This window comes from Kitasatospora sp. NPDC101108 (genome assembly GCF_055584725.1).
Window position 1 is genome coordinate 191,863 of the sequence record NZ_JBVJLM010000012.1, and the last position, 13,106, is coordinate 204,968.

General features: G+C 72.9%; 12 protein-coding genes. 10 read left to right on the top strand and 2 right to left on the bottom strand.

The features are described 5' to 3' along the window. The first annotated feature begins 80 nt into the window (after positions 1–80). From ACZ6Z8_RS25450 to rpsD, 5 genes are all read left to right on the top strand, one after another. Complete coding sequence (locus ACZ6Z8_RS25450) at positions 81–599, top strand: GNAT family N-acetyltransferase (protein ID WP_465612364.1); 519 nt, start codon at positions 81–83, stop codon at positions 597–599. Between the two features lie 89 nt (positions 600–688). Beyond that, on the top strand, positions 689–1,504 hold the full coding sequence (ppk2, locus tag ACZ6Z8_RS25455; RefSeq protein ID WP_465612365.1) for a polyphosphate kinase 2: 816 nt from the start codon (positions 689–691) through the stop codon (positions 1,502–1,504). Between the two features lie 71 nt (positions 1,505–1,575). Beyond that, entirely contained in the window at positions 1,576–2,196 is a 621-nt protein-coding gene (locus ACZ6Z8_RS25460) for a hypothetical protein (protein ID WP_465612366.1), read from the top strand. A gap of 28 nt (positions 2,197–2,224) precedes the next feature. After that, complete coding sequence (locus ACZ6Z8_RS25465) at positions 2,225–3,631, top strand: replication-associated recombination protein A (RefSeq protein ID WP_465612367.1); 1,407 nt, start codon at positions 2,225–2,227, stop codon at positions 3,629–3,631. Positions 3,632–3,943: 312 nt separating this feature from the next. Then, on the top strand, positions 3,944–4,558 hold the full coding sequence (gene rpsD, locus ACZ6Z8_RS25470) for a 30S ribosomal protein S4 (protein ID WP_270148363.1): 615 nt from the start codon (positions 3,944–3,946) through the stop codon (positions 4,556–4,558). A gap of 133 nt (positions 4,559–4,691) precedes the next feature. Here the strand turns inward: rpsD and ACZ6Z8_RS25475 are convergent, their stop codons facing one another. Then, a complete protein-coding gene (locus ACZ6Z8_RS25475) occupies positions 4,692–5,009 on the bottom strand; it encodes a tetratricopeptide repeat protein (RefSeq protein WP_402816404.1) in 318 nt (105 codons plus the stop codon). A gap of 48 nt (positions 5,010–5,057) precedes the next feature. Then, positions 5,058–7,277 carry an ATP-binding protein gene (locus ACZ6Z8_RS25480; protein ID WP_465612368.1) on the bottom strand — a complete coding sequence of 740 codons (2,220 nt, stop codon included), beginning with the start codon at positions 7,275–7,277 and terminating at the stop codon, positions 5,058–5,060. Between the two features lie 218 nt (positions 7,278–7,495). Between ACZ6Z8_RS25480 and ACZ6Z8_RS25485 the strand changes: the two genes are divergently transcribed. The 5 genes from ACZ6Z8_RS25485 (at position 7,496) to mltG (ending at position 12,933) form a co-directional block, all read left to right on the top strand. Next, entirely contained in the window at positions 7,496–7,975 is a 480-nt protein-coding gene (locus ACZ6Z8_RS25485) for a DUF948 domain-containing protein (RefSeq protein ID WP_465612369.1), read from the top strand. 4 nt (positions 7,976–7,979) lie between these two features. Continuing rightward, entirely contained in the window at positions 7,980–8,411 is a 432-nt protein-coding gene (locus tag ACZ6Z8_RS25490) for a DUF6167 family protein (RefSeq protein ID WP_465612370.1), read from the top strand. Further along, positions 8,411–11,080 (top strand): alanine--tRNA ligase, encoded by a 2,670-nt coding sequence (gene alaS, locus ACZ6Z8_RS25495; RefSeq protein WP_465612371.1) that lies wholly within the window; start codon positions 8,411–8,413, stop codon positions 11,078–11,080. The genes ACZ6Z8_RS25490 and alaS overlap by 1 nt, the downstream gene beginning before the upstream one ends. Further along, on the top strand, positions 11,080–11,559 hold the full coding sequence (ruvX, locus tag ACZ6Z8_RS25500) for a Holliday junction resolvase RuvX (RefSeq protein ID WP_030286390.1): 480 nt from the start codon (positions 11,080–11,082) through the stop codon (positions 11,557–11,559). Before alaS ends, ruvX begins: the two co-directional genes overlap by 1 nt. A gap of 156 nt (positions 11,560–11,715) precedes the next feature. Then, on the top strand, positions 11,716–12,933 hold the full coding sequence (gene mltG / locus ACZ6Z8_RS25505; protein WP_465612372.1) for an endolytic transglycosylase MltG: 1,218 nt from the start codon (positions 11,716–11,718) through the stop codon (positions 12,931–12,933). Positions 12,934–13,106: the final 173 nt, after the last annotated feature.

Sequence of the window (13,106 nt, forward strand, 5' to 3'; positions counted from 1 at the left end):
ACGCTAACCTGCAACGGCCCCGGACGGTCCTCCGTCCGGGGCCGGTCCACAACGTCGTGTGACACAGGGAGGGTTGACTCATGCAGGTCACCACGAGAGTCGAATGTCCGGAGGACGCCCCGGCGACCAGACGCGTCCACATGGCCGCGTTCCCCGGCCCGGACGAGGCGGACCTGGTGGACGCGCTGCGGCGCGATCCCGCCTGGCTGCCCGGGCTGTCACTGGTCGCGGTGGACGACGCGGGCCTGGTGGTGGGGCACGCCCTGCTGACCCGGCTGCGGGTCGGCGACGGCGGCGGCACCGGTGACGCGCTGGCGCTCGCGCCGGTCGCGGTCGCGCCCGAGTGGCAGCGCCAGGGCGTCGGCGAGCTCGTCGTCCGGGCCGCGCTGTCGGCCGCCGAGGAGGCGGGGGAGAAGCTGGTGGTCGTGCTCGGCGACCCGGGGTACTACGGGCGGTTCGGCTTCATCCCGGCCGGGCGGCACGAGGTCACCGGCCCCTTCGAGGTGCCGGACGCGTACTTCCAGGTGCTGCCGCTGGCGGCCTACGACGGCGGCCCGCGCGGGCTGTGCCGCTACCCGGAGCCCTTCGTCGCCGTGTAGCCCGTCCGTTCCCTCGCTCCGACCTGCGGGGCCGCCGTTCTGCGCCTACGGTGAAGGGTCATCAGCAGCAGCTGGACGGAGGATCCGAGGTGGGCGAGCAGCGGACCGCGAAGCCGGGACGACTGGCGAAGAAGCCGTACGAGCGGGAGCTGCTGCGGCTGCAGCACGAGCTGGTGAAGCTCCAGGAGTGGGTGCGGGTCGAGGGCGCCCGCCTGGTGGTGGTCTTCGAGGGGCGGGACGCGGCCGGCAAGGGCGGAGCGATCAAGCGGGTGACGGAGTACCTGAACCCGCGGATCGCCCGGGTCGCGGCGCTTCCCACCCCGACCGAGCGGCAGAAGACCCAGTGGTACTTCCAGCGGTACGTCGAACACCTCCCGGCGGCCGGGGAGATCGTGCTGTTCGACCGCAGCTGGTACAACCGGGCCGGGGTCGAGCGGGTGATGGGCTTCTGCACCGACGAGGAGTACTGGCAGTTCCTGCACCAGTGCCCGACCTTCGAGCGGATGCTGATCGAGGCGGGTGTCCTGCTGCGCAAGTACTGGTTCTCGGTGAGCGACACCGAGCAGGAGCGGCGGTTCCGGGAGCGGCTGGAGGACCCGATGAAGCGCTGGAAGCTCTCCCCGATGGACGTGGAGTCGATCACCCACTGGGAGGACTACTCGCGGGCCAAGGACGAGATGTTCGTCCACACCGACGTCCCGCAGTCGCCCTGGCACGTGGTGGAGAGCGACGACAAGCGGCGGGCCCGGATCAACATGATCGCCCACCTGCTCGCCTCCGTGCCCTACCACGAGGTCGCCCCGCCCCGGATCGAGCTGCCGCCCCGCCCGTCGCCGCGCGGCTACCAGCGGCCCCCGCGCGACCTGCAGAAGTACGTTCCGGACCACGCTGCCAGACTGGAGTAGACGGGGCCCGCCGGGCGCTGCTCATGAGAACGGCCCCGTGTGGCGCCCGGGCGTCCACAGGAGGCGCGCTCATGTTCGTTCGTACCGTCTACGCGACCGGTCACCCGGACCGGATCGAGCAGACCCTCGACAGGTTCCGCACCGAGGCCCTCGTGCTGCTGACCGCCCGGCCCGGGTACCGCGGCTACGGACTGTTCACCGACCGGGCCCTCGGCAAGATCACGATGGGCTCGTGGTGGGAGTCCGCCGAGGCCGAGCGCGACAGCGACGCGGCGCTGGCGCAGCGGCGCGGCGAGCTGCTGGCCCCGCTGGGCGGCACCGTGACCATCGACGTCTGGGAGGCCCTGGTGACGGCCCCGCCCGGCGAAGCCGGACCCGGCGGCGGGTTCCGGCTGACGCGCAGCGAGGTCGACCCGGCCAGGACGGACGAGGCCGCCCAGGTCTTCCGGGACCGGGTGCTGCCGGTGCTGGGGAAGACGGACGGGTTCGTGACGGCCGCGATGCTGGCCGACCGCGCGACCGGCCGGCTGACCGTGGGCGCGATCTACGCCGACCAGGAGGGCTTCGAGGCCTCGCGGGGTCCGGCGGCCGACTCCCGGGCGCAGGCGCTGGCCGCGCTGGGCGGCACCCTGCGGTCGCTGGAGGAGTTCGACGTGGTGCTGCTGGACCGCCCGACGCAGGCCGGGCGGTAGCGTCGGTGGGCTGAACTAGGCTTCCGGTGTGGACGAACCGGACCTCTTCACCGCTGCCGCCGAGGAACGCCAGACCAGGGAGCCCGGCCGGGCGCCGCTGGCCGTACGGATGCGCCCGCGCACCCTGGACGAGGTGGCCGGGCAGCGGCAGCTGCTCAAGCCCGGCTCGCCGCTGCGGCGCCTGGTGGCGAACTCGCGCGGCCCGGCGGCCACCAGCTCGGTGATCCTCTGGGGGCCGCCCGGCACCGGCAAGACCACCCTCGCGCACGTGATCAGCCAGGCCGTGGAGGGCCGCTTCGTCGAACTGTCCGCGATCACCGCCGGGGTCAAGGAGGTGCGGGCGGTGATCGACGGCGCCCGGCGCGCGGTCGGCATGTCCGGCCGGGAGACGGTGCTCTTCCTGGACGAGATCCACCGCTTCTCCAAGGCCCAGCAGGACTCACTGCTGCCGGCCGTGGAGAACCGCTGGGTCACCCTGATCGCGGCGACCACCGAGAACCCGTACTTCTCGGTGATCTCCCCGCTGCTCTCCCGCTCGCTGCTGCTCACCCTGGAGTCGCTGACCGACGACGACGTCCGGTCGCTGCTGCGCCGCGCGGTGGCCGACGAGCGCGGGCTGGAGGGCGCGCTGGAGCTGACCGCGGAGGCCGAGGACCACCTGGTGCGCCTGGCCGGCGGTGACGCCCGGCGGGCGCTCACCACGCTGGAGGCGGCGGCCGGGGCGGCGCTGGAGAAGGGCGAGGCGAGCATCACGCTGGCCACCACCGAGACGGCCGTCAACCAGGCCGCGGTGCGCTACGACAAGGACGGCGACCAGCACTACGACGTGGCCAGCGCGCTGATCAAGTCGATCCGCGGCAGCGACGTGGACGCCACCCTGCACTACCTGGCCCGGATGATCGAGGCGGGGGAGGACCCGCGGTTCATCGCCCGGCGGCTGATGATCTCCGCCAGCGAGGACGTCGGCCTGGCCGACCACACGGCGCTGCAGACGGCGGTGGCCGCGGCCCAGGCGGTGGCCCTGATCGGCTTCCCGGAGGCCCGGATCATCCTCTCCCAGGCGGCGATCGCGCTGGCCCTGGCGCCGAAGTCCAACTCGGCCTACCTGGCGATCGACGCGGCGCTGGCGGACGTCCGGCAGGGGCTGGCCGGCGCCGTCCCGCCGCACCTGCGGGACTCGCACTACGGCGGGGCGGGCAAGCTCGGGCACGGCAAGGGCTACCAGTACCCGCACGACCTGCCGGAGGGCATCGCGGCCCAGCAGTACGCGCCGGACTCGGTGCACGGGCGGGAGTACTACCAGCCGAACCGGCGCGGCGGCGAGGTCCGGTACGCGGACACCGTGGAGTGGACGCGCGGGCGGCTGCGGGGGGAGCGCCGGGCGGAGAAGAAGGCCGAGAAGGCGGCGGAGCAGCCCGGGGAAAAGGGCGAGTGATCCACGGGTATACTCGGTCGGAGTGCCATGTCCCGGGACGGCGGCGGGGGAGACCCCACCGACCGGCCGCACCAGCGGGACTTCGGCCGTAGGCCTCCTTCGGGAGGCCCGCACCAGGAGCGTCGCGCACCGTTTCGGTGTCGCGGACGGCCCGGTTCCCCGGGCCCTTCGTGTGACCAGCACTTCTCGTGCCCGGCTCCGGAGAGCGGCTGATCCCTTCGCGCAGGCGGCGGGGTTTTCTCCGGGTCGCGACATGCGACCTCCGTCAACACCTGGTGAAAGCCGTATTCGTAAGCAAGGAAGGTTTGGTTCATGGCGAACCAGAAGCGTCCCAAGGTCAAGATCGCGCGTGCGCTCGGCGTGCCGCTGACCCCGAAGTCCGTCAAGTACTTCGAGGCCCGCCCGTACCCGCCCGGCCAGCACGGCCGTGGCCGCAAGCAGAACTCGGACTACAAGGTCCGTCTGCTGGAGAAGCAGCGTCTTCGCGCCCAGTACGACCTGAGCGAGAAGCAGCTGTCGCGCGCGTTCGACCGCGCGAAGAAGGCCGAGGGCAAGACCGGTGAGGCGCTCGTCGCCGAGCTGGAGACCCGTCTGGACTCGCTGGTGCTGCGTTCGGGCATCGCCCGCACCATCTACCAGGCCCGCCAGATGGTCGTCCACGGCCACATCGAGGTCAACGGTGGCAAGGTCAACAAGCCGTCGTTCCAGATGAAGCCGGGCTACGTGGTCACCGTCCGCGAGCGTTCCAAGGAGAAGGTCCCCTTCCAGGTCGCCCGTGAGGGTGGCTACGCGGGTGAGGGCCAGACCCCGAAGTACCTTGAGGTCAACCTGAAGGCCCTGGCCTTCCGCCTGGACCGTGCGCCGCAGCGCAAGGAGGTCCCGGTGATCTGTGACGAGCAGCTGGTCGTCGAGTACTACTCGCGCTGACCCGCGCTCGGTTCCGCAGACCGCGAAACCACAGCGAACCCCCGTCGCCCTTCGAGGCGGCGGGGGTTCGCTGCGTCCGGCCGACAGCGTCCGGCCGGCACAGTGGACGGCCGACGGCCGACGGTCGACGCCGTCAGACGGTCTCGCCGGTCATCGCGGCGGCCAGCCGCAGGTGCGGGCGGGCCTCCTCGGCGCGGCCCTGGCGCTCCAGGGTGCGGCCGAGCATCAGCCGGGCGTAGTCCTCGGCCGGGTCGAGGTCGAGGATCCGGCGCAGCTCGGCCTCGGCGCGGCCGAGCTGGGCGGAGTGGAAGTAGCTGCGGGCCAGCAGCAGCCGGACGGAGAGGTTGGCCGGCTCCTCGGCCAGCACGCCTTCGAGCATGCGGGCGGCGTCGGTGTACGCCTTGGACTCGAAGTAGAAGTTCGCGAGGCGGTACTCGTCGTGGATGGCCATGGTGCTCCTTCCGGGCGGATCCTTGCCTCCTCAAGCAATCCGCAAGCTTCAGCTATTCCGGGCCGGCGCGGTCGCGGGAGCGGGCGGCACCGAGAAGGGGCCGGGGCCCCGCGCCGGGCCGCCCGGCGCGCCCCCGTCGCCGAGCGCCCGGCAGACGGCGGCGTCCAGGTCCAGCCGCGCGCCCGCCCGGTAGCACTCCTCGTACTCCTGCTCGCTGAGCCCGGCCCGGGCCCGCTCGGCGCACTCCTGGTGGGTGCCGAAGAAGGAGCGCGAGCCCATGAACGGATTGCCGACCGCGCGCCAGATCCGGTGCGCGGCGCCCTGGAGCACCCGGGCCTCGCACAGGTCGGCCGACTCGCCGGGGCCGGCCGGTTCGGTCTCCAGCAGCGCCAGCAGGTCGATGCCCAGCACGATGCCGAGCAGGTCGCGGAAGTGGTGGTTCAGCCGGACGCACTCGCGGGCCAGGGCGCGGGCCGGCCGGACCTCGCCGGCCAGGTAGTGGGAGTACGCCGTCGCGTACAGCACGTAGGCGTAGGCCCACTTCTCGCCGTGCTCCTCACAGACCTCGCGGGCCTGCCCGAACCAGAGCTCGCCGCTGTCCGGCTCCCCCTGGAACAGGTAGGCGAGGCCCAGCTCGATCATCGCCATCACCACGTTGCTGTTGAGCTCGCCGATGGTCCGGTAGTGCCAGAGCGCCTCCTCGAACAGCTCGGCGGCGCGCGCCGGGTCGTCGCCGATCAGGGCGGCGCAGCCCTGGCGGTGGACGGCGTAGGCGAGGGCCCGGTCGTCGCCGGTTTCCAGGGCCTGGCGGCGGCACTCCTCCAGGGCGGGCCGGGCGGTGCCGAGGTCGCCCTGGAGGGTGGCCATGTAGCCGGTCACCCACAGGGCCTTGGCCCGGGCCTCGGTGGGTTCGCGGTCCAGGGCGAGCGCGCGGTCCAGCCAGTGCCGGCCCTCGCCGAGGTGGCCGCAGCCGACCCAGTAGAACCAGAGGGTGCCGGCCAGCAGCAGGGCGAGCTGCTCCTCGCCGGGCTCGGCGAGGCAGAACTCCAGCGCGGCGCGGAAGTTGGTGTGGGCGAGCCGGGTGCGCTCGGCGGTCTCGGGCTGCCGGGGGCCGAACCACTCGACCTCGCCCCAGGTGGCGACGCCCAGGTACCAGTCGCGGTGGCGGCGCAGCAGCCGCGGCTCCTCGCCGGCGGCGCGCAGCCAGTGGCCGCCGTACTCGCGCAGGGTGTCCAGCAGCCGGAAGCGGACGCCGAACCCGCTCTCCTCGCGCAGCACCACGGACTTGGCGACGAGTTCGTCGAGCAGGTCGAGCACCTCCTCGGGCTCGATGCCCTCGCCGGCGCAGACGTACTCGGCGGCCTCCAGGTCGAAACCGCCGGCGAAGACCGACAGGCGGGCCCAGAGTAAACGTTCCTGCACTGTGCACAGCTCATGGCTCCAGCCGATCGTGGTGCGCAGCGTCCGGTGCCTCGGCAGGGCCGTCCGGGAGCCGCCGGTGAGCAGCCGGAAGCGGTCGTCCAGCCGGGCCGTGATCTGCTCCACCGACAGCGCCCGCAGCCGCCCGGCGGCCAGCTCCACGGCCAGCGGAATGCCGTCCAGCCGGCGGCAGAGCAGGCCGACGGCCTCCGCGTTCGCCTCCGTCACCTCGAAGGACGGCAGCACGGCCCGGGCCCGGTCGGCGAACAGCCGCACCGCGTCCGGCAGCGGGCCCGGGGCCACCCGCTGGGCGGGCAGCGGGCCGACCGGCAGCGGCGCCAGCGTCAGCAGATGCTCGCCCGAGGCCCGCAGGGCGGCGCGGCTGGTGGCCAGCACCCGCAGGCCGGGCAGCGCCCGCAGCAGCGCGTCGGTCAGCTCGGCGCAGGCCTCCACCAGGTGCTCGCAGCCGTCCAGCACCAGCAGCAGGCGGCGCCCCGCCAGGTGCTCGCCCAGCACGTCCAGCGGCGGACGGGCGGTGCCGTCGGTCAGCCGCAGGGCCTCCAGGACGGCGTGGCCGAGCAGCAGCGGGTCCTGCACGGGGGCGACGTCCACCAGCCAGGTGCCGTCCGGGAACGCCCCGGCCGCCCGGGCCGCCGCCCGCAGCGCGAGCCTGCTCTTGCCGACCCCGCCGGGCCCGGTCACCGTCACCAGCCGGGCCGCGGCGAGCAGGCCCGCCAGCTCGGCCAGTTCCCGCCGCCGCCCGACGAAGCCGGTCACCTCGGCCGGCAGCCGGCCGGGCTCCGGCTCGCGCGGCCACGCCGCGGGCTCTGCTGTCCAGTCGCCGGCCACGCGCTGCTCCCCGTCGTCCCGTGCCCGGACCGCGGCGGTCCGGACGTGCGTCGGGCCGTACGGCCCGACGGCCCGCCAGGCAGAACGAGGTGACCGGCCGGTAGGTTACGCGCGCGGTTCGCACACCCGGACGAGGCCACGGCCGTGACCCGGTCCGGAAAGCGGGCGTCGGCGCGATAGGGTTCCCCTGAAGAGCAACAAGGCGAGGAGCGCGCAGAGTGTCCGTGGGAGAGCTGGCCGGCTTGCTCGTCGCCGTGTTCTGGGCGGTCCTGGTCACCCTGCTCGCCGTGGTGCTGGTCCGGCTCTCCCAGGTGCTGAAGGAGGCCACCGTCCTGGTCTCCGCCGTCACCGAACAGGCCGTGCCCCTGCTGACCGAGGCCGGCGCCGCCGTGCGCAGCGCCAACGAGCAGCTGGACCGGGTGGACGAGATCACCGCCAACGTGCAGGACGCCGCCGCCAACGCCAAGGCACTGTCGTCCACCGCCGCCGCCACGCTGGGCGGACCGCTGATGAAGGTCGCCGCGTTCAGCTACGGCGTCCGCAAGGCCGTCGCCAAGCAGCAGGGCGCCCTGCCGAACGTGCCGCTGCAGGCCAACGAGCGCGACGAGCTGGCGCGGCTGATCCGGGCCGAGGTGCGCGCCGCGACCGCGCCCAGGGGCGGCTTCCTCTCCCGGGTCCGGCGTGCGGTGAGGGGCTGACGGCATGGCACGGATCTTCTGGATGGCGGTCGGCGCCGGCGCCGCCGTGTGGGCCATGAACAAGGCCAACGACGCGGTGCAGCGGCTCACCCCGGACAGCCTCTCCGGCACCGCCGCGCGCGGTGCGCTGCACCTGGGCGACCTCGCCAAGCAGTTCGCCCAGGACGTGCGCTCCGGCATGGCCGAGCGCGAGGAGCAGCTGAAGGAGGACCTCGGACTGCACGGCACCGCCGTGGTCGAGCCCCGGAGCACCCGCCCGGTCCTGCGTGGCGAGCCGCAGTACCGAGCTATCTCGGCGGCGCCCGGTCGTCCGGCCGCCGCCCTGCCCCCCGCCCGCGCCCTGCCCGACGGCAGTGCCCGCACCACCCCACAGACCATGGAAGAAACGCCCCGCCGAGCCCTGCCGCGGGGCGGAACGAACCGGAAGGACCACTAATGGAGTCGGCTGAGATCCGCCGCCGCTGGCTGCGCTTCTTCGAGGAGCGCGGCCACACCGTCGTTCCGTCGGCGTCCCTGGTCGCCGACGACCCCACCCTGCTGCTCGTCAACGCCGGCATGGTGCCGTTCAAGCCCTACTTCCTGGGCGAGGTCAAGCCGCAGTTCTCGCGCGCCACCAGCGTCCAGAAGTGCGTGCGCACCCTGGACATCGAGGAGGTCGGGAAGACCACCCGGCACGGCTCCTTCTTCCAGATGTGCGGCAACTTCTCCTTCGGTGACTACTTCAAGGAAGGAGCCATCAAGTTCGCCTGGGAGCTGCTCACCACTCCCGTCGCGGACGGTGGCTACGGCCTGGAGAAGGAGAAGCTCTGGATCACCGTCTACAAGGACGACGACGAGGCCGAGCAGATCTGGCGCGACGTCATCGGCGTGCCCTCCGAGCGCATCCAGCGCCTCGGCATGAAGGACAACTTCTGGTCGATGGGCGTGCCCGGCCCGTGCGGCCCGTGCTCGGAGATCAACTACGACCGCGGCCCCGCGTACGGCGAGGAGGGCGGCCCGGCGGTCAACGGCGAGCGCTACCTGGAGATCTGGAACCTGGTCTTCATGCAGTACGAGCGCGGCCACGGCGACGGCAAGGACGGCTTCGAGATCCTCGGCGACCTGCCGAGCAAGAACATCGACACCGGCCTCGGCCTGGAGCGCCTCGCCGCCATCCTGCAGGGCGTCGACAACCTCTTCGAGATCGACACCAGCCGGATGATCCTCGACCGCGCCGCCGAGCTCACCGGCCACACCTACGGCGCCGACCACAAGTCGGACGTCTCGCTGCGCGTGGTCACCGACCACATCCGCACCGCGCTGATGCTGGTCGGCGACGGCGTCACCCCCGGCAACGAGGGCCGCGGCTACGTGCTGCGCCGCATCCTGCGCCGCGCCATCCGCAACATGCGGCTGCTGGGCGCCACCGAGCCGGTGGCCAAGGAGCTCATCGACGTCGCCATCAAGGCGATGGCCCCGCAGTACCCCGAGCTGGAGAGCGACCGCAAGCGCATCGAGACGGTCGTCATCGGCGAGGAGGCGGCCTTCCTCCAGACCCTGAAGGCCGGCACCAACCTGCTGGACGTCGCGGTCACCGAGACCAAGCAGTCCGGCGGCGTGGTGCTCTCCGGCGAGCAGGCGTTCAAGCTGCACGACACGTACGGCTTCCCGATCGACCTCACCCTGGAGATGGCCGAGGAGCAGGGCCTCCAGGTCGACGAGGCCGGCTTCCGCCGCCTGATGCAGGAGCAGCGGGACCGCGCCAAGGCGGACGCCAAGGCCAAGAAGATGGGCCACGCCGACGTCGCCGCGTACCGCGAGGTCGCCGACAAGTCCGGCGCGAGCGTCTTCACCGGCTACAGCCTCACCGAGGGCGAGGCCTCCGTGGTCGGCCTGCTGGTGGACGGCGTTCCGGCGCCGGCCGCCTCCGAGGGCGACGAGGTCGAGATCATCCTCGACCGCACCCCGTTCTACGCCGAGGGCGGCGGCCAGCTCGCCGACCACGGCCGGATCCGGCTGGAGTCCGGCGCGGTGGTGGAGATCCGCGACGTGCAGCAGCCCGTCCCGGGCGTCATCGTGCACTCCGGCGGCGTGCTGTTCGGCGAGGTCGTGCTCGGCGCCTCGGCGTACGCCACGATCGACACCGAGCGCCGCCGGGCGATCGCCCGCGCCCACTCGGCCACCCACCTGACCCACCAGGCGCTGCGCGACGCGCTCGGCCCGACGGCCGCCCAGGCCGGCTCCGAGAACGCCCCGGGCCGCTTCCGCTTCGACTTCGGCTCGCCCGCCGCCGTTCCGGGCAGCGTGCTGGTGGACGTCGAGCAGAAGATCAACGACGTGCTGGGCCGCGAGCTGGAGGTCACCGCCGAGGTCATGACGATGGACCAGGCCCGCAAGGCCGGCGCCATCGCGATGTTCGGCGAGAAGTACGGCGACGAGGTGCGGGTCGTCTCCATCGGCGACTTCTCCAAGGAGCTGTGCGGTGGCACCCACGTCGGCAACACCGCCCAGCTGGGCCTGGTGAAGCTGCTCGGCGAGTCCTCGATCGGCTCCGGCGTGCGCCGCGTGGAGGCGCTGGTCGGCGTCGACGCGTACAAGTTCCTGGCCCGCGAGCACACCGTGGTGGCCCAGCTGACCGAGCTGGTGAAGGGCCGTCCGGAGGAGCTGCCGGAGAAGATCTCGGGCATGCTCACCAAGCTCAAGGACGCCGAGAAGGAGATCGAGCGCTTCCGCGCCGAGAAGGTGCTGGCCGCCGCGGCCGGCCTGGCCGACGCGGCCGAGGACGTGCACGGCATCGCCGTGGTCGCCGCTCAGGTCGCCGACGGCGTGGGCGCGGACGAGCTGCGCAAGCTGGTCCTGGACGTGCGCGGCCGCCTGGGCTCGCGCCCGGCCGTTGTCGCCGCGTTCACCGTGGCCAACGACCGCCCGCTGACCGTGATCGCGACCAACGAGGACGCCCGTGGCCGCGGCATCAAGGCCGGCGAGCTGGTCCGCACCGCGGCCAAGACCCTCGGCGGCGGCGGTGGCGGCAAGGACGACGTCGCCCAGGGCGGCGGCTCCAACCCGGCGGCGGTCGGCGAGGCCATCGCCGCGGTGCGCGGCCTGGTCGCGGAGCGCGCCAGCTGATGGAGTTCGAGGAGAGGCCCTTCCGACGTGGACGGCGGATCGCCGTCGACGTCGGGGACGCCCGGATCGGGGTCGCGTCCTGCGACCCCGACGGGGTGCTCGCCACGCCGGTGGAGACCGTCCCGGCCGGGGTGAAGTCGCAGGCCAGGATCGCCGCGATCGTCGAGGAGTACGACGCGATCGAGGTGATCGTCGGGCTGCCGCGCTCGCTCAGCGGCAAGGAGGGCCCGGCGGCGGAGAAGGTCCGGGCGTACGCGGCCAGGCTCGCCAACCGGCTCTACCCGGTGCCGGTGCGGCTGGTGGACGAGCGGATGTCGACCGTCACCGCGACCCACGGGCTGCGCGCCTCGGGGGTCAAGGCGAAGAAGGGCCGCTCGGTGGTCGACCAGGCCGCCGCGGTGGTGATCCTTCAGACCGCCCTTGAGTCCGAACGGGTGAGCGGACGCCCGCCCGGTGAGAGCGTCGAGGCGGTCGGCTGACCGGCCTGCTCTAACGTCCCGATGAGGGGTCCGTGCGGACGCGTCCGCACGGACCCTTTTCGTCCGCTCCGTGTCCGTTTCGTGTCGACAGGAATCGATGCGGGACGGATCGGAGCGATTCGCAGCGATTCGGGACCGCCGAGGGGGCCGCGAGCCATGACCGACCAGGACTTCCTTCCAGGACTGACCCCGGGCCACCTCGGTGCTCCGGTGCTCGAACGGGAGGGCCGTCCGCCGGGCGCGCCCCGGCCGCGCCCCGATGCGCCGGATCCGCACCGACGGCGTAACGGACTGGCCTGCGCGCTCACCGCCTTCGCGCTGATCGCGGTCTTCGGCGGGATCGGCGTCACCGGCTACACCTGGTTCCAGCGCCAGCGCAGACCCCCGGCGGCCGCCGACTACGCGGGCCAGGGGAGCGGCAGCGTCCAGGTCTCGGTGCCCGAGGGCGCGGGCCTGTCCCAGATCGCCTCCGCGCTGGTCCGCAACGGGGTGGTGGCCAGCTCGCTCGCCTTCACCCGGGCGGCGAAGGGCAGCGCGGCGGCCGCCGGGCGGATCCAGCCCGGGACGTACACCCTCAAGCAGAAGATGTCGGCCGCGGCCGCGCTGTCCATCCTGATCGACCCGGCCAACGCCAACGGCCTCACCATCCCCGAGGGTTGGCGCGGCTACCAGATCTACGCGGCGATCGACAAGAAGCTGAAGCTCCCCGACGGCACCACCCAGAAGGCCGCCAAGGAGCAGGGCACCGAGCTCGGCCTGCCGGACTTCGCCAACGGCAGCCCGGAGGGCTACCTGTTCCCCGCCACCTACGCCGTCACCGACGGGACCACCCCGGTCGACCTGCTGAAGCAGATGGTCGACCGGGCCGGCAAGGAGTTCAGCCGGGACGACGCCAACGTCGTCGCGCAGAACCTCGGGCAGAGCCTGTACGGGCTGGTCACCGTCGCCAGCATGGTGCAGGGCGAGGCCGACAACACCGAGGACATGGGCAAGGTGGCCCGGGTCATCTACAACCGGCTGGCCAAGGGGATGCCGCTGCAGCTGGACTCCACCATCAACTACGCGCTCGGGCGCTCGACCCTGAACACCACGGTCACCGACACCAAGCTGGACTCCCCGTACAACACCTACCTGCACCCGGGGCTGCCGCCGTCGCCGATCTCCAACCCGGGGCGCCAGGCGATCATGGCGGCGCTGGACCCGACGCCAGGGGACTGGCTGTACTTCGTGACCGTGAAGCCGGGCGACACCCGCTTCACCGACAACTACGACGTGCACCAGCGCAACGTGGCGGAGTTCAACGCCGCGCGGGCGGCGAAGCCGAGCGCCCCGGCCGCCGCCACGCCCTCGACGCAGGGCGCGGGCACGCCGTGACGGCGCGTGTGCCGGGGTGAGGTCGCTCACTGACCGTGTGTTCGCCCGGGCGGGGGTACGGCTGCGGTACGGTAACGTCTCCTCCCAGGCGCTGCGCTAGCACGCCGGTTCGAGAATCAGCCGGGACGGCCTCGTCCCGGACGGCCGGTCCGATCCTCCGGTCGTCACCGTCG

Excerpts from the sequence above, each read along its gene's own strand:
- ACZ6Z8_RS25450 (WP_465612364.1), top strand. The coding sequence starts at position 81 with ATGCAGGTCACCACGAGAGTCGAATGTCCGGAGGACGCCCCGGCGACC.
- ACZ6Z8_RS25460 (WP_465612366.1), top strand. The coding sequence starts at position 1,576 with ATGTTCGTTCGTACCGTCTACGCGACCGGTCACCCGGACCGGATCGAG.
- rpsD (WP_270148363.1), top strand. The coding sequence starts at position 3,944 with ATGGCGAACCAGAAGCGTCCCAAGGTCAAGATCGCGCGTGCGCTCGGC.
- ACZ6Z8_RS25475 (WP_402816404.1), bottom strand. The coding sequence starts at position 5,009 with ATGGCCATCCACGACGAGTACCGCCTCGCGAACTTCTACTTCGAGTCC.
- ACZ6Z8_RS25490 (WP_465612370.1), top strand. The coding sequence starts at position 7,980 with ATGGCACGGATCTTCTGGATGGCGGTCGGCGCCGGCGCCGCCGTGTGG.
- alaS (WP_465612371.1), top strand. The coding sequence starts at position 8,411 with ATGGAGTCGGCTGAGATCCGCCGCCGCTGGCTGCGCTTCTTCGAGGAG.
- ruvX (WP_030286390.1), top strand. The coding sequence starts at position 11,080 with ATGGAGTTCGAGGAGAGGCCCTTCCGACGTGGACGGCGGATCGCCGTC.
- mltG (WP_465612372.1), top strand. The coding sequence starts at position 11,716 with ATGACCGACCAGGACTTCCTTCCAGGACTGACCCCGGGCCACCTCGGT.